Raw genomic sequence first — 20,551 nt, 5'->3', positions numbered from 1 at the left:
AAAGCGGTTTAAGATTTGTAATGTAGAAGCCTTAGTTACTAACTAGATATATTTTAAAAGTGGGAATTTTAGCAAATATTTTGTTCTTAAGTAGAAACTTATCAGCGCAAGCTCTGGCCATTATATTTTTGACGAAAAGTGGAAAAACATTAAAGATAAAAACAATTGAGGTATCTAATCCTATGGTTACTAATATTTAATGATCTAAAAACAATTTGTGATGACGATTTAATTTTATGAAATAAACAAATTAAAGTTTAAGTAGCTGGAATTATTGTAGAGATTGCTGCCAATTCTCGTATTTATGCATATGTATTCGTCGAAATTTTTAAAATTTTTCTTGTCACCGTCAGACAATCTTTCCACGTATAATTTTTTATAATAGCCGAAAGTGTGGAAAGGGGATAGTGAAATGACAAGTATTGAGTGGTTTGACACAGCTAACGTAACTGACCATAAACTAGGAGTGAAAAAAAGGCAGTTGCTTATTGGCTCTTTATTTTTTATAACATCCTTTTTTTTAGCTCAGTCTGTTGTATTTGAAGCAGCTGTACCTTTCTCGGTTCCTTTTTGGGCAATTATACGAACGAAGTATAAGGAATATGCTAAATATGTTTTAATTGGTGGTTTAATAGGGGGATTCTTTCTTGGGTTTGGACAAGTTGTTATTTTAGCCTTACAAATTGCCATGTATGAGTGTATCATGCGTTTCCGGTACTGGAAACTCCCCAAAAGTATTGCAGTTGCAGCAGCTATATTGCTTGTTCAAATGATATGGCAGGGGGTTATGTATCAGGGCTTGCCTCCTGTGCTTGTACAATTTTATGTTGGCTGTGAAGCTGCATTAGCTCTTATTATGACTCTTTTTATGCAAGTCCTTTTTGTTAATTCCTATGAATGGTTTACGAGTCATTGGACATATGAAAAGCTTGGTTCTGGACTAGTAGTTTTTGCCGCCATGCTAACAGGAATGCAAACAGTTGTAATTAGTTATTTTTCTCTTCCCATTTTTTTAGTGCAGCTATTTATATGCTTTGGTGCATTAGTGGGAAGTGTACCGTTAGCAACTGTAATTGGAGCAGTTCTAGGTACGCTCATTGGTGTTGCAAAACTGTCTTTTACGGGTATGCTCTCGGTTGCTACGTTAACTGGATTGTGTGCTGGAATGGGTGCTCGAGCAGGACGCTTTGGAGTGGCGGCTGGCGGCATCTTGCCAAGTGTATTTTTTTTATTTTATGACGCAACTTTACCATTAGATAACGTTTATTTTACATCCATTGCTGTCGGGAGTATTGCTTTCTTAACCATTCCTAAAAAGTATTCTGATAAGGTGAGGGACAAACTGTTTCCACAGCGTGAGGAGATCTTGCTCGCCCGTCAAAATTGGTTAACGGAGCATGTCACTTACAAATTAGAGCATTTTCAGCATTTTGTACAATTCATGAAGGAACTTGTGTTTGAGCGCTTTATGACAACTCCTGTTGAGGCTGCAAAGGAAGTGTCACCAATGAATACATGCTTAAGTTGTTTTCGTTATGATCGCTGTTGGGGTGCTCAAAATAACGGTATGGATAAGCTGATGACAGACTGGTTCCATATGAAGGGAGTAGGGAAGGAATCTGCTATTCATCGGACAGAGGACCAAATTCGTTATAAATGTGTGAAGTCTACGAAAATTTTCGAGGAGTTAGAAACGGAGCTATACAGGGAGCGAATTAATGGACAATATTTTCACGGAAAGAAAATGATTGCACTTCAACTACGTGATATGAGCAATCATCTAAATCAGCTAATTGCAGAAATGAAGGAGGACACCGTATCATTTGTTAGTGTGGAAAAGGATATTATCCAAAAACTAAAGGAGGCGCATATTGAATGCTTCCAGCTAGATGTGCTGAGTAATAAACCTGGAGCAAGGAAAATTGTCTGTGCACTCACACCAGCTCGAGTCGATTGGGAAGAGGATACAACATTGGCAGAAAGGATGATACTACCAGTTTTATATGATATTTTTGAGGAACCGTTTGAAATTGAAAAGGTAGTAACATGTGATGTACCATTTCGCCACATTCAAGTAAGCTTTAGGTCAGCTATTAGTTTTGAAGTAGAGTATGATATATATAGTATGTCAAAAGATGCTACATTATATTCTGGTGATTCCCATGCGTTATTTCAATTACATCCAGGATTATTTGCTATTTTATTGTCAGATGGTATGGGACAGAGTAAAGAAGCACAGCATGAAAGTAGAAAACTAATACATTTAATGCGGGAATGCTTGAATTACAATATGAATCCAGAGACTGCGATGCACACATTACATTATGTCATGTCCTTAAAACAACAAGATGATATGTATGCAACACTGGATTTTGCCCTTGTAGATTTACAGCATGGTGATTTATGGTCATGGAAAGCAGGGGGAATGTCTACGTATATCTTACGTGGAAAAGAGGTACTAAAAGTTGAAAGTAATGCAGCACCTGTTGGATTTTTATCCATTTCAGCAATTGAGGCGGAAAAAAGAAAACTGAAAGCAGGGGATGTTATTCTAATGCATTCTGATGGGTTATTTTCAAGTATCGCTGATTGGGATGAACAAGAAGAGTCGTTTTTAGCCTATGCTCAGCAGGTTGCGAGCACTACCAAATCCATACAGGAAAAACTAACGACTATTATGCAGTCTTTCCAAAGTCACTATGATATAGAGGATGATTGTACAGTTTTGATGTTAGAGGTGACACATGTTGTACCGACTTGGGCGGTGTTTAGACCAGTTCAATATTCTATGAGTTAAATGATTAAAGTAGTCAGCGAAAAGGGGAGGAGAAGCGTTTGTCACTTGAATTAAGGGTCAAATTACTTATCGAAGAAAAGCAATTAATACAGCAAGACGACCATCTTCTCATCGCCGTTTCGGGTGGTGTAGATTCTATGGCTTTACTTCATTATTTTGTTCAAACAAAAGAAAAATGGGGAGTTAAGGTAGAGGCTATTCACGTTGATCACATGTTAAGAGGAGAAGCGTCTGCTGAGGATAGAGCCTTTGTCCAAAGATATTGTGATAGTCATGAAATATATTTACATGCAAAAGCAATTCCAATACCAGAGATTATGGCTTTAGAAAGTGGGAATACACAGCTGATTTGTCGTAGAGAGAGGTATCGGTATTTTAAAGAGGTCATGCAAGAAACAAATGCTAGCAAGCTTGTAACTGCACATCATGCGGACGACCAACTGGAGTCAGTATTAATGGCCCTGACTAAAAATGCAACGATTAACAGTATGCAAGGTATTCGGTCACAGCGTTTTTTTACAGGAAAATCATTAATTCGTCCGTTTTTAACGGTTACAAAGTCTGAAATAAGGGAATATTTACTTAGACAAGGTTTAGATTACCGTGAAGATGCTAGCAACTTCAAAGACACCTATGTACGTAATCGTTTCAGACATCATGTGGTGCCATTATTGGAGGCAGAAAATCCACGAGTAACCGAGCAAGTGACCCATTTTACAGAACAATTACAAGAAGATGATGCCTATTTAATGACTTTAGCGGAGGATGTATTTTCTAGAATAATTAAAATAATAGACGAAAATACATATAGCATGGAAATTAAGGCTTTTCAATTGGTACCACTTGCTTTACAAAGGAGGCTCATTTTAATACTATTAAACTATCTTTACAAAGATTCAAATACGATACAAAGTTATGCTCTATTGACTTCAATTTTAAAGCTTTGTGATACGACAGCAGGGTATGCTGAAGTTCACTTGCCAGAAGAATTTCTAGCAGTTCGCCGTTACGGAAAATTATCGATTCAGAAGAAAGAACCATTAGAAGGTCAAACTTCTCCTGAGAAAAAAATTATTTCGACTGCTAATGGGTGGACAACACTGACAAATGGTGAACGTTTATGCGTAGTCAAGTTGCCTGATTTATCGTCTGAATTGCTGACGGATACTGCACAACTTTTTTATTTTAACGCTAGCAGACTCAAACTTCCTCTCTACGTTAGAGCTCGCAAGGAAGGGGATAGAATGCTGTTAAAAGGAATGGATCAGCCAAAACGCTTATCTCGCCTTTTTATAGATGAAAAGATTCCTTTAAATGAGCGAAATAGCTGGCCGTTACTGATTTCTCCATCTAATGAGGTCGTAGCGGTAATTGGTGTGCGTATGGGAATGTTTTTTTCAACCACTCCGCAACCAAACGATGATACAGTGCTCATCGTAGACTAAGGTCTTTGTAAAACATATCACCATAAAGGTTGAAGATTTTTTGATACACACGAGGAGGAATCGACATGTTACAAAATGACATCGAAAAAATTATGATTACAGAAGAACAATTGCAAGAAAGAATTGCTGAGCTAGGAGCGCAATTGACTGCGGAATACAAAGATTCATTCCCGTTAGCAGTTGGTGTTCTTAAAGGAGCAATGCCGTTTATGACGGATTTGATGAAGCGTTTCGATTCTTTCATTGAGCTAGACTTTATGGATGTTTCCAGCTATGGAAATGCCACAGTATCGTCAGGTGAAGTAAAAATTCTTAAGGATTTAAATACAAGCGTTGAGGGACGTGATGTATTAATTATCGAGGACATCATCGATAGTGGTTTAACATTAAGCTATTTAGTAGACTTATTTAAATACCGCAAAGCAAAATCCATTAAAATCGTTACATTGTTAGATAAACCATCAGGTCGTAAGGTAAATTTAGCAGCTGATTATGTTGGGTTTGAAGTACCAGATGGTTTTGTTGTAGGATATGGCTTAGATTACGCAGAAAAATATCGTAATTTACCATATATCGGTATTTTAAAACCAGAGGTATATTCTTTCTAAGAGTTAACGAAAACCCCCCAGCTATGAAAAGTAAGCCTTCAGCGAAGGTCAGATTTTTAATGAATTAATAATAATTCGAAATCTTGACACATTGTTTAGCTGTGCTGAGAACGAGGAACAGGTACAATTACGCTGGGATGCAGTGATTATGACATAAATATGTTTCTATTTCGACAAAAAGCGAACCAAACTTTTTTTAAGTAGTGCTTTTCGTTGTATGATGAAATCATGATATGTTAAGATTTTACTTATAATTTTTCTGTTTGTAATGAGGAGGCTGGAGATGAATCGAATATTTCGATATACCATATTCTATTTACTGATTTTCCTAGTGATTATCGGTATTTTTGGTACTTTCAATGGTAGCAATGCACCAACGAAAGAGTTAACTTATGCTGAGTTTCAAGAAGCTCTAGATAAGAAAGAAATAACAAAAGCTACAATTCAACCTGATAAATCAGTATACATCGTTGAAGGTACACTAAAGGGCTATGAAAAAGGGGAAAGCTTTACTGCAAATATCCCACGTGATAACCCATCTTTAATGGACCGCATAGACGAGGCCGCTAAGGATAAGAATAGTAATATTAGCTATTTAACAGCACCAGAAACAAGTGGATGGATTCAATTCTTTACAGGGATTATTCCTTTCATCATTATCATTTTCTTATTCTTCTTCCTGATGAGTCAATCACAGGGTGGCGGTAATAAAGTAATGAGCTTTGGTAAAAGCAAAGCAAAACTTTACGATGATCAAAAGAAAAAAGTTCGTTTTACAGATGTAGCGGGTGCTGATGAAGAGAAAGCAGAACTTGTAGAAGTGGTAGATTTCCTAAAAGACCACCGCAAATTCACTGAAATCGGTGCACGTATTCCAAAGGGTATCTTACTTGTAGGTCCTCCAGGTACAGGTAAAACATTGCTTGCACGTGCAGTAGCGGGTGAGGCAGGCGTACCGTTCTTCTCGATTTCAGGTTCTGACTTCGTAGAAATGTTTGTCGGTGTCGGTGCATCCCGTGTTCGTGATTTATTTGAAAATGCAAAGAAGAACGCTCCGTGTATTATCTTTATCGATGAGATTGACGCAGTAGGTCGTCAACGTGGCGCAGGTCTTGGTGGTGGCCATGATGAGCGTGAACAAACCCTGAACCAATTATTGGTTGAGATGGATGGTTTCGGCGCAAATGAAGGCATTATTATAATTGCTGCAACAAACCGACCAGATATTCTAGATAAAGCGTTACTACGTCCAGGTCGTTTTGACCGTCAAATTACAGTAGGTCATCCTGATGTAAAAGGACGTGAAGCAATTCTTAAGGTGCATGCTCGCAACAAACCTTTAGCAGATTCAGTTGATTTAGCAGCTGTTGCTCAACGTACACCAGGTTTCTCAGGGGCTGACTTAGAAAACTTGTTAAATGAAGCTGCACTTGTGGCTGCACGTAAAAGCAAACGTACAATTAATATGGCAGATATCGATGAAGCGTCTGACCGAGTAATTGCTGGTCCAGCAAAAGCTAGTCGTGTATATTCTGCAAAAGAGAAAAAGCTTGTATCCTTCCATGAAGCTGGCCACGTAGTCGTTGGTTTAGAACTGGATGAAGCGGATACAGTGCACAAAGTAACAATCGTTCCTCGTGGTCAAGCAGGAGGCTATGCGATTATGTTACCAAAGGAAGAACGCTTCTTTACAACAAAACAAGAATTGTTAGACCGTATTGCAGGACTTTTGGGTGGGCGTGTCGCTGAGGAAATTGTACTTGGTGAGGTTTCTACTGGAGCACATAACGACTTCCAAAAGGTAACAAGTATTGCGCGTGCAATGGTAACTGAATATGGTATGAGTGAGAATCTTGGTGCGATGCAATTTGGTTCAAGTCAAGGTGGTAATGTATTCCTTGGCCGTGACTTTAATTCGGATCAAAACTACTCTGATTCAATTGCTTATGAGATTGATAAAGAAATGCAAAAAATTATCGATTCTCAATATCAGCGTACTAAGCGGATCTTAACGGAAAAACGTCATTTACTTGATTTAATTGCTAATACTTTGATGGAAAAAGAAACATTGAATGCGCAAGAAATTGAACATTTACGTGATCACGGCGTTTTACCAGAACCAGAGGCTGTTGAGGTGGTTGAAGAAAAAGCTCCTAAAGCTGAAACTAAACCAACATTAGATATCGTTGGTGAGCCGACTGTTAAAAAAGAATTGCTTAGCAAAGAAGCAAATCCAACAACGGCCGATTTACCAAAAGAGGGCACAGAGCTCAATCATAATGCACCAAAAGGTATCGATGAAAAACGTGATTAATTTAAAAAAGACTGTTTACAATAAGTGAACAGTCTTTTTCTTTGCCTTTTTTCGTTAACAGGTATTAGGATATAAATATTATCTAACGTAATTTCCAGATAAGCGTGTTTACAACTTGCTATTCCTAGCTAAGAAGATGCTAGAATAGTCTTGTTGTCAAAGGTTCTTTTTGGAAGTGACTTATGGTGCTTCATTTGGACATTAGTCTGTATAACAAAGATTGGAGTGTATGGAAATATGGAGAATGTAACATTGAATAATGGCTTAGTAATGCCATTAGTAGGCTATGGTGTCTTCCGAGTACCTGAAGGCGATGACCTGGCTGAGGCTGTAAAAACAGCTATTAAAAAAGGTTACCGTAGCATTGATACAGCGCAAGTTTATCGCAATGAGGAGAGTGTTGGGCGAGGAATCCGCGCAGCAATTGAGGAAGGTTTTGTAACACGTGAAGAGCTGTTTGTCACATCAAAAGTTTGGAATGCTGGACTTTCCTATGAAGAAACACTTGCAGCATATGATAGCAGTTTAGAAAAATTAGGATTAGAATATTTAGATTTGTATTTAGTTCATTGGCCAGGAATCGATGATAATTACATGAATATTTATAGAGCGCTTGAAAAAATTTATCAGGATGGACGAGTACGTTCAATAGGTGTTAGTAACTTTCATGTGCATCATTTAGAAAATTTATTGAAGGAAGCAACGGTTATTCCTGTCATTAACCAAATTGAATTTCATCCACATTTAACACAAGAGGAAGTACGTGCATACTGCAAAGAAAAAGGAATCCAAGTAGAAGCATGGTCCCCACTGATGAATGGTGCTTTATTAGAAGAAGCATTGATTCAGCAGCTGGCATCAAAATACAGCAAAACACCAGCTCAAATTGTGTTACGTTATGATGTTCAGCATGAGGTAGTAACTATTCCGAAAACAATGACTCCTGCGCGTATGTCAGAGAATTTAAATGTCTTTGATTTTGCACTAACAGAAAAAGAAATGTCTCAGTTAGACGCATTACATGATGGATTACGCTGTGGTCCAGATCCAGAAAAGTTTAATTTTAAATAAACTGTAAGGAGCTACTTAATAGGAGGGTGGCTCCTTTTTAAAATGAGTATGAATGCTATTTCGTAGGGTGTAAAGTATGGTATCATTTTTAAAAGTATTTTAACTTTATTTCAACTACACTTTGTATAGTTGTATCAGATGCATAGAGCCAGTTACAATGACAATGAGGTGCAAGAAATTGGGGGCGTCACTATGATATTAGTTTTAGATGCAGGAAATTCAAATATCGTTTTAGGGGTCTATGATGAAAACGATCATTTAGCCTTTCATTGGCGTATGGTGACAGACCTTCACAAAACTGAAGATGAATACGCAATGCAAGTTTCAGCTTTCTTCAATCATGCAGGCATCTCATTCGAACAAATAACCGGCATTATTATATCCTCGGTTGTGCCACCGATAATGTTTTCGTTAGAAGCGATGTGTCACAAATATTTTCGTAAAAAACCGCTTGTTGTAGGACCTGGAGTGAAAACTGGTTTGAATATAAAATATGAAACCCCACGTGAGGTGGGCTCCGATCGCATTGTGAATGCTATTGCGGCACTAGATGCTTATAAAGCACCAATAATTATTGTTGATTTTGGTACTGCTACAACATTTTGTTACTTAAATGAAAAAGGTGATTACATGGGAGGTGCAATTGCTCCAGGTATTACGATTTCTACGGAGGCACTTTATACACAAGCGGCTAGGTTACCACGTATTGAAATATTGAGATCTACGCATATTGTAGGAAAAACAACAGTTTCTGCGATGCAGGCCGGAATATTTTATGGTTTTGTTGGACAAGTTGAGGGCATCGTTAATCGCATGAAAGCACAAAGTAAGGAAGAGCCATTCGTGATTGCGACTGGCGGCTTAGCCAATTTAATTGCCGGAGAGACGCAGGTCATTGATGTAGTTGATCCGTTTTTAACATTAAAAGGTTTATATAAACTATATAAACGCAACCAATAGGAAATGAGGGACATTTCATTTATGAAAGACTATTTAGTACGAGGCTTAGGGTTCAACGGACAAGTTCGGGTTTTTGCAACTTGTACAACAGCAACTGTAGGGGAGGCTCAGCACCGTCATAATACGTGGCCTGTTGTGTCGGCAGCCCTTGGTCGATCTATGACCGCTGCTGTAATGATGGGTGCCATGCTGAAAGGCGAAGAAAAAATCACTATTAAAATTGAGGGCAACGGTCCAATTGGCCCAATGGTTATTGATAGTAATGCTAAAGGTGATGTACGAGGTTTTGTGACAAATCCTCACGTTCATTTCGATCTAAACGAGCAGGGTAAGCTAGATGTTCGTGCGGGTGTTGGAACAGATGGAGCTCTAACAGTTGTTAAAGACCTTGGTTTAAGAGATATGTTCTCAGGCCAAACGCCAATCGTTTCAGGTGAAATTGCTGAAGACTTTACTTACTATTTTGCTACATCTGAGCAAGTACCGTCATCGGTGGGGTTAGGTGTTTTAGTAAATCCTGATAATACGATTCTTGCAGCTGGAGGGTTTATCCTTCAATTGATGCCTGGCTGTGATGAAGAGACAATCAATGAAATCGAACAGCATCTTTCAACATTAGAGCCCGTTTCCAAAATGATTGAAAAGGGCTTTACGCCTGAGAAAATTTTAGAAGCAGTATTAGGAGAAAATCATCTGCAGATTTTAGATTCCATGCCAGTAGAATTTAAATGTCAATGTTCAAAAGAGCGATTTGGGGCTGCAATCTTAGGTTTAGGGACAGCGGAAATTCGAGAAATGATTGATGAAGATGGTGGTGCTGAAGCACAGTGTCATTTTTGTTTAGAAACATATCATTTCTCCAAAGAAGAACTAGAAGGTTATATTGATGAGCTCAACGCGTAATCGTCGACCTTCAACCACTGCAACGCCAAACCAAACGCCCCTATTGCAACGACGTTTAAAAACGAAACCAGCTTTAACAGTTATTGCCGTTCTGTTATTAGGAAATATTTTATGGTTGATTGCTTGGTTAATCCCAAATAAAGGTCAAGAAATTGGTAGCGACGAACAAGTCGCTGCCGTTGACGGGGAGTTTATCACGCGTCAAGAGTGGATGGTTGCCATGGAAGAACGCTATGGTAAAGAGACACTACAAAATTTAGTAAATGAATCTGTGATGGAAAAGGCAGCTAAGAAATTTAAAATTAAAGTAATAGATAAAGAGATTGATTTAGAACTTGCTCTAATGCGCTCTGCACAGGATAAATTTGATACGGCAATGCAAAATCTGTCTGTAGAGCAACTGCGACAAAAAATACGCTCACAGCTTATTTTAGATAAGGTCCTAACAAAAGATGTAGAAATAAAAGAAGATAGTATTGAAAAATATTATGAAGAAAATCAATCACTATACAATACGAAGGCGAGTTATCGTACGAATTTCATAGAAGTGGATTCCAAAAAAGCTGCTGAGGAAGCATTAAAAGAGCTAAAAAATAACTCTGATTTTTCCGTGCTAGCACGAGAAATTTCTTTAGATAGTGCCTCAGCTAGTTTGGGTGGAGATATCGGTTTTCTCACAGAAAAACAGGAAAATGTCGATCCAGCAATTATAAAGGCAACGATGGCATTAAAAGCAAATGAGGTAAGTAAAGCATTTAAGCTTAATAACGGTCATTATGGGATTGTACAAGTCCAAGAGATCACAGAAGGACAATCCTTTACATACGAAGATGTGAAAGAGCATATTGAACGTGAGCTTGCGCTAGATCAATTACCACAATCTGTTACACCAGAAGCATTTTGGTCTGAATTCAAGGCAACTTGGTATTATGGAGAAGAGAAAAAAGATAAATAGTAGTTAGCTCCAATGCGTTTAAGAAAGAATCTGCAAGAAGTCTGCGGGAAGGTGAGCCAAATAATACTGCAGATGATTTGCGTCAGCTTATTGGCATATTCTCAAAAGTTCAGCGGATTTTTTTCGTGTTTTAACAAAGTTTTTCAATAAATATTCTGAAAATATATGTTTTATTTATTGACAATCGACTGGAAAAATTGATAAAATACAAAATAAGTAAAACCTATAAAAATAGTAGGGATTAGGAGTGGATTAATAAATGAGTAGATTAGCGAACTCAGTAGCTGAATTAGTTGGTAAAACACCAATTGTAAAGTTAAATCATGCAACAGGCGAAAACGAAGGTACGGTTTATGTAAAATTAGAATATTTTAACCCAGGTAGCTCAGTAAAAGATCGTTTAGCATTGGCAATGATTGAAGCAGCTGAAAAGGACGGTACCCTAAAACCAGGAGGTACTATTATTGAACCTACTTCTGGTAATACAGGTATTGGTCTAGCAATGATTGCAGCAGCTAAAGGCTATAAAGCTATTTTAGTAATGCCAGAGACAATGAGCTTAGAGCGTCGAAACTTATTACGTGCATATGGTGCAGAGCTTGTTTTAACACCTGGTCCAGCAGGCATGAAGGGGGCAATTGCCAAAGCGGAAGAATTAGCAGCTGAAAAAGGTTACTTCTTACCACAGCAATTCACAAACCCTGCTAATGCTGTTATTCACCGTTTGACAACAGGCCCAGAGATTGTTGAAGCATTTGACGGTTTAACACTTGATGCATTTGTATCTGGAGTAGGTACAGGAGGTACAATTACAGGTGCAGGTGCAGTTTTAAAAGAAAAATATCCAGAGATCGAAATTATTGCAGTTGAGCCAAAAGATTCACCAGTACTTTCTGGTGGCCAGCCAGGACCGCATAAGATTCAAGGTATTGGCGCTGGATTCGTACCTGAGGTGTTAGATACAGATATCTATTCTTCAGTATTCCCTGTTGAAAATGAGATTGCTTTCGAAGTAGCACGTAAAGTAGCACGCGAAGAAGGGATTTTATGTGGTATTTCATCAGGTGCAGCTATCTATGCGGCAATTGAAACAGCAAAACGTTTAGGAAAAGGCTCAAATGTCCTTGCGATTGTTCCATCTAATGGTGAACGGTATTTATCTACACCTTTATATCAATTTGAAGACTAATCTAATGATTTGCTAACAAAGGCTCCTTTAACGAGGAGTCTTTTTTCTATGAAGGAGTTTTTAAAATGGAGTCTCACGACGTACGTGTGATGAGTTTTATGGTTGTAGATAGCTAGACTTTCAGCAGCCAGACCATGTAAATATTTTAGAGCATTTGCTATGGGTATGAAATTGGATGGAACAATTTAAAAATATTCGCTTCTCAGCAATATTCAAGTTAAGATGGAATCACATCAAATGATTTAAAGGGGAATGGCAACTTGAAGACAATAAAAACTAAAACAATAACGATGGATGCAGATTCGTTTTTTTATAGCTATAAAAAGCAAGTAGAAGCAGAACGAGCACATGTATTTTTAGAAAGTGGACGTGGAGGACATTTTACAATAGGGGCATGGAATCCATTAGCCACTGCGCAATCAGTTAAGGATGGTCTGCTTGTGAATTGGCGAAATGGGGATAGTGAAATTCTACTGGGTGAATCTCTTTCATTATTAGAGGATTTGGTAGCAAAATACCAAGTTTCATTCAATGCTGAACTACCAGTATTCCAAGGCGGTGCAATCGGGTTTGTAGCCTATGATTACGCGCGAAAAATTGAAGAGTTGCCAGATTCCTCAGAGGACGATTTACATATTCCTGATATATACTTTTATATTTTCGACTGCTGGGCTGTACACGATGTGAACACAAATAAAGTCACGCTTATGAAGTTAGAGAACAGTGATGTAGATTTGGAAGAATGGGCTAATGCATGGCATGTAGCGGCTCAAGCAGGTTTAAATGACCGCAAATTTGAAAAAACAAGTGCTGTAGAAATAGTAAATGCTGAAAGTGAATTGCTAGTATCATTTGCGGGAACAGACTTTGAAGAAGCAGTAACTAAAATTCAATCTTATATAGCACAAGGCGACGTATTTCAAGTGAACTTATCTGTCCGTCAATCTAAAAAATTAACCGCATCAGCGATAGATGTCTACGAGGCATTACGAGCTTTTAATCCATCTCCTTATATGGCCTACATTGAAGCACCAGATTTTGCAATTGTTTCTGGATCACCAGAGCTTTTAGTGAAGCGTCATGGTAATGAATTATCTACGCGACCAATTGCTGGTACAAGACCAAGAGGGAAATCTGAGGAAGAGGATACAGTATTAGCACAGGAGTTAATCGACAACGACAAGGAACGAGCAGAACATGTAATGCTCGTTGATTTGGAGCGCAATGATTTAGGCCGAGTATCCAAATATGGGACAGTCGAGGTGGATGAGTTTATGGTAATTGAACGCTATTCACATGTAATGCATATAGTGTCAAACGTGCGGGGAGAAATCGCTGAAGGTAGATCGAATGCAGATGTTATCCGTGCTATGTTCCCAGGTGGCACAATTACAGGTGCTCCAAAAATTCGTACGATGGAAATAATTGAAGAATTAGAACCTGTAAGACGTGGGTTATATACAGGCTCAATTGGCTGGCTTGGCTATACAGGAGATATGGAATTCAATATTGTAATTCGTACAGCTTTTATAAAAGATAGCGTAGCATATATTCAAGCAGGAGCAGGAATTGTCATTGACTCTGTTCAGCAGCGAGAATATCAAGAATCTTTGAATAAAGCGAAGGCAATGTGGCAGGCAAAGGCAATGGCGGAGGGGCGAGCAAAATGATTTTAATGATTGATAACTATGATTCTTTTACGTATAACCTTGTTCAGTATTTTGGAGAATTCGGACATGAGCTCGTTGTGAAAAGAAATGACACGTTAACAGTGAAGGATATTGAGCAACTTGCACCTGATATGATTGTTATTTCACCTGGACCATGTAGCCCAAATGAAGCGGGTGAAAGCCTAAACATTATTAACTATTTCGCGGGAAATATTCCGATTTTAGGTGTTTGTCTAGGGCATCAGGCGATAGCACAGGTATTTGGAGGAAATGTTATTCGAGCAGAACGTTTGATGCATGGAAAAACCTCACCTGTATTGCATGCTGACATAGGTTTGCATAAGGGCATGCCAAATCCGTTTCATGCTACTCGTTATCATTCTCTCATTGTAGAAAAGGAAACATTGCCAAAGTGCTTTGAAGTAACTGCCTGGACAGATGAAGGTGAAATTATGGGTATTCGCCACAAGGACTATCCTATTGAAGGTGTACAGTATCATCCAGAATCCATAATGACAGAGCAAGGGAAAAAGCTTCTGCGCCAATTTATAGACTTGTATGTAGAGGGAGCGAAATAAATGTATTGTTGGATGAACGGAGAATATATAGAAGCTCAAAATTTACGTATTTCACCATTTGATCATGGATTTTTATATGGCTTGGGCTTTTTTGAAACGTTTCGCACATATGGAGATATGGTATTTGGGTGGGACATGCATATGGAAAGGTTACATGCTGCACTATCACAATATCATATTCATTTGACATATTCTTCAGATACATTACTAGAGGCTGTTCGGCAATTAAATAAGCAGTCTAATGGGCAGGATGGTTATTTCCGTCTAAATGTATCCGCAGGGGAGCATGGTATTGGGTTGCAGCCAATGGAATATAAGCAACCAAATGTTATTATTTTTCGTAAAGATTTACCGTCTACACCTAGAGGTACAGAAAAAAATGCTCAGTGGCTTGAGACGCCTCGTAATACTCCTGAAAAGGGCGTCCGCGTTAAGTCACATCATTATGGGAATAATGTTCTTGGTCGCTTTGAAATGCCATCCTTAGTCCAACAGGAAGGCTTATTTTTAACCAGAGAAGGCTATGTGGCTGAAGGTGTAACATCAAATGTTTTTTGGGTGAAAAATGATATACTATATACGCCTTCTTTGGACACAGGCATTTTACCAGGTATTATCCGAGGATGGGTAATCAGAAAGGCGTCATCTTTAGGTATTAATGTAAAGGAAGGGCTCTTTACCAAGGAGGATGTCGAGAATAGTTCTGAATGCTTTATTACGAACTCTATACAAGAACTTGTGCCAATTCGTAAACTAGCAAACAAAATGTTGCTAGGCAAGGAAGGGCCTATTTATACGAGTATACATGAAGCGTTTATTAAAGAAGTGGAGCAAGGATAGAAGGAGCGTTATCATGCTAGAAAAATATATAACACCATTAACGATTAATGGTATTACTTTAGACTATACGAAAGAAACGTTTGTGATGGGCATTTTAAATGTTACACCAGACTCTTTTTCAGATGGGGGCAAATACAATAACGTAGAAGCCGCTGTTACTCAAGCCAAAAAAATGGTAGCTGAAGGAGCTAAAATCATTGATGTTGGTGGAGAATCAACTCGCCCTGGCTATACACGTATTTCGGATGAAGATGAAATAGCCCGCATTGTTCCAGTGATTCAAGCGCTAGTAGCAGAAGTACCAGCCATTATATCGATTGATACGTATAAGGCAAATGTCGCTCGTGCTGCAATAGAAGCTGGAGCACATATAATTAATGATATTTGGGGTGCAAAGGCTGAGCCTGAGATTGCTAAGGTTGCTGCAGAGTTACATGTTCCGATTATTCTAATGCATAATCGTGAAAATACAGATTATAGTTCAGACTTTTGGATAACTGCCAGAACGGATTTAGAGAATAGTATTGCCATTGCTCATAGTGCTGGTGTCCCTGATAGCCATATAATTTTAGATCCAGGCATTGGATTTGCCAAAACTACAGAGCAAAATATAAAAATGATGCAACATTTAAACGATTTAGTGGCAATGGGCTATCCCGTTTTGCTAGCAACATCACGCAAATCAATGATTGGTAATGTTTTGCAGTTGCCTGTTGAGGAACGGATAGAAGGTACTGGTGCAACAGTTGTTTATGGTGTAGAAAAGGGATGTCATATCGTTCGAGTGCATGATGTACAGGAAATGGCACGAGCTACCCATATGACCGATGTATTAATTGGTAAACGTATTTATAAGGAGGAAGCGTAATGGACTATATTCATTTAAAGGATATGCAGTTTTATGGTTATCATGGTGTGTTATCAGCAGAAACAACACTTGGTCAGCGCTTCCGAGCGAATGTTTCACTTGCGGTAGATATGACAGAGGCTGGGGAAACAGATGATCTGAACTATACGGTAAACTATGCTGAAGTTTATGCGCTGTGCCGTGACATTGTTGAAGGTGAGCCTTTAAAGCTTATTGAATCACTTGTTACGAAAATAGCAAATAGTATATTAGAGACTTACGCAGATAAAGTGAAGGGTGTTCGTGTAGAGCTTATTAAACCGGACCCACCCATACATGGTTACTATAAAGAAGTTTCGGTTGAAGTAACGAGGGGTGAGTTTTAATGAATGATGTTTATTTATCTATCGGCACGAATATAGGGGATCGTTTAGAAAATCTCCAACACGCTGTGGAGCTTTTAAAAGTTAGTGAAGGAATTCAGGTTGCTCGTATATCTTCCGTCTATGAAACGGCAGCTGTTGGCTACACTGATCAAGCTGATTTTTTAAACATTGCAGTTCATATTAAAACTGCCCTATCCTCTTCTGAAATGTTAAACATATGCCAATCAGTTGAACAAGAACTTGGGCGTGTACGTGAATTTAGGTGGGGTCCTCGCATCATAGACCTTGACATTCTGCTCTACAATCACGAAAATATTGAAACGGAGAGCTTAATTGTTCCACATCCAAGAATGTATGAGCGAGCTTTCGTGTTAGTTCCTCTGGTAGAAATTACACCTGTTCCTGTTGGAGAACAATTACAACGAGCTCATGACCTATGCCAACAGTTAAATTATGCAGACGAAGGTGTAACCTTATGGCTGGAGTCTAAGGAGCTTGTTATATTGCAATCAGTAAATTAATAATTTTATCATTATGTGTGTATGGATGATCTATCATTTCATAGCATTTTAGGATATGTAAAACCCATCGAAGGAGGAAATCACCGTTGAGTCAACCAACTGAGAAGTCGTTTCAGATTGGCAATATTGTTATGGACAACCGTGTCGTATTAGCGCCAATGGCTGGAATTTGTAACTCTGCCTTCCGACTAACTGTAAAAGAGTTTGGAGCAGGGCTTGTATATGCAGAAATGATTAGTGATAAAGGGATCGTCCATAAGAACGAAAAAACTTTAGGTATGCTTTATATTGATGAGCGTGAAAACCCACTTTCACTACAAATTTTTGGTGGTGATAAGGCAACATTAGTAGAGGCTGCAAAGTATGTAGATATAAATACTACTGCAGATATTATTGATATCAATATGGGTTGTCCGGTTAATAAAATTATTAAATGTGAAGCTGGCGCTCGTTTACTTTTAGATCCAAATAAATTATATGAGATGGTAGCGGCTGTTGTAGATGCGGTAAAAAAACCTGTCAGCATAAAGATGCGTATTGGCTGGGATGAAGAGCATATCTTTGCTGTTGAGAATGCACAGGCGGCAGAACGTGCAGGTGCATCAGCAGTAGCGGTTCATGGACGTACTCGTGTGCAAATGTATGAAGGCAGAGCAAATTGGGATATCATTCGTCAAGTTAAGGAAAATGTAAAGATTCCTGTATTAGGTAACGGTGATGTCGAGACACCTCAAGATGCTAAACGGATGCTAGATACAACTGGTGTAGACGCTGTAATGATTGGCCGAGCTGCCCTAGGCAATCCTTGGATGATTTATCGTACAGTTCAATACCTTAAAACAGGTGAGTTAAAGGAAGAGCCAAGCGTTCGTGAAAAAATGGATGTATGTTTACTTCATTTCGAACGCCTTATTCAATTAAAAGGCGAGCTTGTGGCAGTACGTGAGATGCGTAAACATGCCTCGTGGTATTTAAAAGGTATAAGAGGGAACGGGAAAGCTCGTAATACTATTAATCAAACAGAAACAGCTTCTGAGTTCCGTGCCTTGTTAAATGGTGTTGTGCAAGACTATGAAGAAAGTGAATCTAAGTTAATTGTACCAGTAGCAAAAGAATTAATTATGTAATTATCTGAAGGCGTCTCGATGCTTAAAAGAGACGCTTTTTTTGTTGTAACCGTTAATTTTCAGAATCATTAATCATTTTTGTTGAACTTGAAAAAAAACTGAAACAGATGATTACAGCATTAAAATTGTGTACAATAGAAATATTATGGACGTAAACGCGGACAATTTAATAAGGAGTGAAATACGTGTCAAATATAGAAGAATTAAATGATCAGCTTTTGGTGAGACGCCAAAAAATGACGGCTATCCAAGAGAACGGTCAAGATCCATTTGGAAGTCGTTTTGAGCGTACACATTTATCAACGGAAGTACGTGAGCAATTTGCAGATCAAACAAAAGAGCAGCTAGAAGAACATCTACAAGAAGTAATTATTGCAGGTCGCATTATGACTAAACGAGGTAAAGGTAAAGCTGGCTTTGCACATATTCAAGATTTAAATGGTCAAATTCAAATTTACGTTCGTCAAGATCATGTTGGCGAAGAAGCATATGAATTATTCAAACAAGCTGACCTTGGAGATATTGTTGGAGTTCGAGGGAATGTATTCCGCACGCAAGTTGGAGAGCTTTCAGTAAAGGCAGAGGAGTTTACATTTCTAACAAAAGCCCTACGCCCTATGCCAGAGAAATTTCATGGCTTACAGGATGTAGAGCAACGTTATCGTCAACGTTACTTAGATTTAATGACAAATGAAGATAGTAAAAAAACGTTTATCGCTCGTTCTAAAATCATTCGTTCAATTCGTAACTATTTAGATAACGCTGGATACTTAGAAGTAGAAACACCAATGCTTCATACAATTGCTGGTGGTGCTGCGGCTCGTCCATTTATTACACACCACAATGCACTTGATATGGAATTATATATGCGTATTGCAATTGAATTGCATTTAAAACGATTAATCGTTGGTGGGCTAGAAAAAGTATATGAAATTGGTCGTGTTTTCCGTAATGAAGGAATTTCAACACGTCACAATCCTGAATTTACGATGATAGAGCTATATGAAGCATATGCTGATTATAAGGATATAATGTCCTTAACAGAAAATCTCATTGCACATGTTGCACAAGAAGTTCTTGGTACAACGACAGTTCAATATGGGGAAGATGAAATCAACCTTGCTGTGGGCTGGAAACGTGTTCATATGGTAGATGCTGTAAAAGAAATGACAGGTGTAGACTTCTGGCAGCCAATGACTGTAGAACAAGCTCAAGCACTTGCTAAAGAGCATGGAGTAGAGGTTAAAGAATCTCATGAAGTAGGTCATATTATTAATGAGTTCTTTGAGCAAAAGGTTGAAGAAACTCTTGTACAACCAACATTTGTTTATGGTCATCCAGTAGAAATTTCCCCTCTAGCTAAGAAAAACCCAGAGGACGAGCGTTTTACAGACCGTTTTGAGCTATTTATCGTACGTCGTGAGCATGCGAATGCTTTCACAGAGCTAAACGATCCAATCGATCAACGAGAACGCTTCGAGGCACAAATGGCTGAAAAGGCTGCGGGTAATGATGAAGCGCATGAGATGGATAATGACTTCATTGAAGCATTAGAATTTGGTATGCCTCCAACAGGTGGTTTAGGTATTGGTATCGATCGCTTAATCATGCTTCTTACAAACTCACCTTCAATTCGTGACGTACTGTTATTCCCTACTATGCGTCATATTACAAAATAATTATATAGAAGAAGGCGCTATCTTTTAATGAACAGCTTTTAAAATAATAGGCTTCATTAGAAAGGACAAGCATAAATAACAGGAGTCAAGGGTGTTAATAAGCACCATGGCTCCTGTTTTTGTTCTAAACACGATTAAAATAATTATGCAATACTTTAAAGAAGAAGGCTCAACCTATATGAACAGTTAATTAAAATATGCCCTGTTCTTAATTTTTATTTGTTGTGATTTATATAAAAGAAATGTATATTTAAACAAATAATCATGTATTACATGAGCGTAAGACAGTTCATCTATCTCGAAAATACGTAAAATAGCTAACAAAATCAGAGATTTTAAAAAGATAAATAAATAATTCAAAAATGCTTGCATAGTTATTTGAATCATGATAAATTATTACTTGTCGCTAAGACGACGTAAGAGTTGACATTGAGAATACGAAGTTTCAAAAGAAGATGTTGACACTGAGATTTGATTATGATATATTTCGAGAGTTGTCTCTTGAATAACTAAATTAAGATGATTTAGTGCTTGACAACAAAACAAAAGATGTTATAATACAATGGTTGCTGTTGATGCAATTGAAATGAACCTTGAAAACTGAACAAGCAAAACGTAATCAATAAAGTTTTTAGTAGCTAACTTATGCTAGTGAACGAGA

At 38.1% G+C, this 20,551-nt stretch carries 17 protein-coding genes; all 17 read left to right on the top strand.

The window, feature by feature from the left end; translation table 11 throughout:
* Nucleotides 1–412 precede the first annotated feature (412 nt).
* The 17 genes from AC1RNS_RS20870 (at nt 413) to lysS (ending at nt 19,890) form a co-directional block, all read left to right on the top strand.
* Nucleotides 413–2,797, top strand: coding sequence for a SpoIIE family protein phosphatase (locus AC1RNS_RS20870; RefSeq protein ID WP_492995478.1), 2,385 nt, complete (start codon nt 413–415; stop codon nt 2,795–2,797).
* A 38-nt stretch (nt 2,798–2,835) separates the two neighbouring features.
* Nucleotides 2,836–4,242, top strand: coding sequence for a tRNA lysidine(34) synthetase TilS (gene tilS / locus AC1RNS_RS20865; protein ID WP_492995477.1), 1,407 nt, complete (start codon nt 2,836–2,838; stop codon nt 4,240–4,242).
* 65 nt (nt 4,243–4,307) lie between these two features.
* The gene (hpt, locus tag AC1RNS_RS20860) at nt 4,308–4,850 is read left to right on the top strand and encodes a hypoxanthine phosphoribosyltransferase (protein ID WP_283870272.1); all 543 of its coding nucleotides are present in this window, start codon (nt 4,308–4,310) and stop codon (nt 4,848–4,850) included.
* 283 nt (nt 4,851–5,133) lie between these two features.
* On the top strand, nt 5,134–7,164 hold the full coding sequence (ftsH, locus tag AC1RNS_RS20855) for an ATP-dependent zinc metalloprotease FtsH (RefSeq protein ID WP_492995475.1): 2,031 nt from the start codon (nt 5,134–5,136) through the stop codon (nt 7,162–7,164).
* A gap of 237 nt (nt 7,165–7,401) precedes the next feature.
* The gene (locus tag AC1RNS_RS20850) at nt 7,402–8,235 is read left to right on the top strand and encodes an aldo/keto reductase (RefSeq protein WP_492995474.1); all 834 of its coding nucleotides are present in this window, start codon (nt 7,402–7,404) and stop codon (nt 8,233–8,235) included.
* 192 nt (nt 8,236–8,427) lie between these two features.
* Nucleotides 8,428–9,195, top strand: a complete 768-nt coding sequence (locus tag AC1RNS_RS20845) for a type III pantothenate kinase (RefSeq protein WP_492995473.1) — start codon at nt 8,428–8,430, stop codon at nt 9,193–9,195.
* A gap of 21 nt (nt 9,196–9,216) precedes the next feature.
* The gene (hslO, locus tag AC1RNS_RS20840) at nt 9,217–10,098 is read left to right on the top strand and encodes an Hsp33 family molecular chaperone HslO (protein ID WP_492995472.1); all 882 of its coding nucleotides are present in this window, start codon (nt 9,217–9,219) and stop codon (nt 10,096–10,098) included.
* Nucleotides 10,082–11,053, top strand: coding sequence for a peptidyl-prolyl cis-trans isomerase (locus tag AC1RNS_RS20835; protein ID WP_492995470.1), 972 nt, complete (start codon nt 10,082–10,084; stop codon nt 11,051–11,053). Before hslO ends, AC1RNS_RS20835 begins: the two co-directional genes overlap by 17 nt.
* A gap of 259 nt (nt 11,054–11,312) precedes the next feature.
* On the top strand, nt 11,313–12,242 hold the full coding sequence (gene cysK, locus AC1RNS_RS20830) for a cysteine synthase A (protein ID WP_054772178.1): 930 nt from the start codon (nt 11,313–11,315) through the stop codon (nt 12,240–12,242).
* 260 nt (nt 12,243–12,502) lie between these two features.
* Nucleotides 12,503–13,912 carry an anthranilate synthase component I family protein gene (locus AC1RNS_RS20825; protein ID WP_492995468.1) on the top strand — a complete coding sequence of 470 codons (1,410 nt, stop codon included), beginning with the start codon at nt 12,503–12,505 and terminating at the stop codon, nt 13,910–13,912.
* Complete coding sequence (gene pabA / locus AC1RNS_RS20820) at nt 13,909–14,490, top strand: aminodeoxychorismate/anthranilate synthase component II (RefSeq protein ID WP_492995466.1); 582 nt, start codon at nt 13,909–13,911, stop codon at nt 14,488–14,490. The genes AC1RNS_RS20825 and pabA overlap by 4 nt, the downstream gene beginning before the upstream one ends.
* A complete protein-coding gene (pabC, locus tag AC1RNS_RS20815) occupies nt 14,491–15,330 on the top strand; it encodes an aminodeoxychorismate lyase (RefSeq protein WP_492995464.1) in 840 nt (279 codons plus the stop codon). It abuts the gene before it with no gap.
* 13 nt (nt 15,331–15,343) lie between these two features.
* Nucleotides 15,344–16,198 carry a dihydropteroate synthase gene (folP, locus tag AC1RNS_RS20810; protein ID WP_492995463.1) on the top strand — a complete coding sequence of 285 codons (855 nt, stop codon included), beginning with the start codon at nt 15,344–15,346 and terminating at the stop codon, nt 16,196–16,198.
* Nucleotides 16,198–16,563, top strand: coding sequence for a dihydroneopterin aldolase (gene folB / locus AC1RNS_RS20805; protein ID WP_492995461.1), 366 nt, complete (start codon nt 16,198–16,200; stop codon nt 16,561–16,563). The genes folP and folB overlap by 1 nt, the downstream gene beginning before the upstream one ends.
* Nucleotides 16,563–17,084 carry a 2-amino-4-hydroxy-6-hydroxymethyldihydropteridine diphosphokinase gene (gene folK / locus AC1RNS_RS20800; RefSeq protein WP_492995459.1) on the top strand — a complete coding sequence of 174 codons (522 nt, stop codon included), beginning with the start codon at nt 16,563–16,565 and terminating at the stop codon, nt 17,082–17,084. The genes folB and folK overlap by 1 nt, the downstream gene beginning before the upstream one ends.
* Nucleotides 17,085–17,170: 86 nt before the next feature.
* Nucleotides 17,171–18,211 carry a tRNA dihydrouridine synthase DusB gene (gene dusB / locus AC1RNS_RS20795; protein WP_492995457.1) on the top strand — a complete coding sequence of 347 codons (1,041 nt, stop codon included), beginning with the start codon at nt 17,171–17,173 and terminating at the stop codon, nt 18,209–18,211.
* Between the two features lie 176 nt (nt 18,212–18,387).
* On the top strand, nt 18,388–19,890 hold the full coding sequence (lysS, locus tag AC1RNS_RS20790; protein ID WP_492995455.1) for a lysine--tRNA ligase: 1,503 nt from the start codon (nt 18,388–18,390) through the stop codon (nt 19,888–19,890).
* Nucleotides 19,891–20,551: the final 661 nt, after the last annotated feature.

This window comes from Lysinibacillus sp. GW821-FHT14F06 (genome assembly GCF_058803665.1).
The sequence above is the reverse complement of the archived record's forward strand: the minus strand, read 5'-3'. Positions and strand labels throughout refer to the sequence as shown.

Bases quoted from the DNA above. Each gene is read 5' to 3' on its own strand.
- pabC (WP_492995464.1), top strand. From the start codon at position 14,491: ATGTATTGTTGGATGAACGGAGAATATATAGAAGCTCAAAATTTACGT.
- folK (WP_492995459.1), top strand. From the start codon at position 16,563: ATGAATGATGTTTATTTATCTATCGGCACGAATATAGGGGATCGTTTA.
- AC1RNS_RS20870 (WP_492995478.1), top strand. From the start codon at position 413: ATGACAAGTATTGAGTGGTTTGACACAGCTAACGTAACTGACCATAAA.
- AC1RNS_RS20850 (WP_492995474.1), top strand. From the start codon at position 7,402: ATGGAGAATGTAACATTGAATAATGGCTTAGTAATGCCATTAGTAGGC.
- ftsH (WP_492995475.1), top strand. From the start codon at position 5,134: ATGAATCGAATATTTCGATATACCATATTCTATTTACTGATTTTCCTA.
- folB (WP_492995461.1), top strand. From the start codon at position 16,198: ATGGACTATATTCATTTAAAGGATATGCAGTTTTATGGTTATCATGGT.
- folP (WP_492995463.1), top strand. From the start codon at position 15,344: ATGCTAGAAAAATATATAACACCATTAACGATTAATGGTATTACTTTA.
- hpt (WP_283870272.1), top strand. From the start codon at position 4,308: ATGTTACAAAATGACATCGAAAAAATTATGATTACAGAAGAACAATTG.
- pabA (WP_492995466.1), top strand. From the start codon at position 13,909: ATGATTTTAATGATTGATAACTATGATTCTTTTACGTATAACCTTGTT.
- AC1RNS_RS20845 (WP_492995473.1), top strand. From the start codon at position 8,428: ATGATATTAGTTTTAGATGCAGGAAATTCAAATATCGTTTTAGGGGTC.
- hslO (WP_492995472.1), top strand. From the start codon at position 9,217: ATGAAAGACTATTTAGTACGAGGCTTAGGGTTCAACGGACAAGTTCGG.
- AC1RNS_RS20835 (WP_492995470.1), top strand. From the start codon at position 10,082: ATGAGCTCAACGCGTAATCGTCGACCTTCAACCACTGCAACGCCAAAC.
- cysK (WP_054772178.1), top strand. From the start codon at position 11,313: ATGAGTAGATTAGCGAACTCAGTAGCTGAATTAGTTGGTAAAACACCA.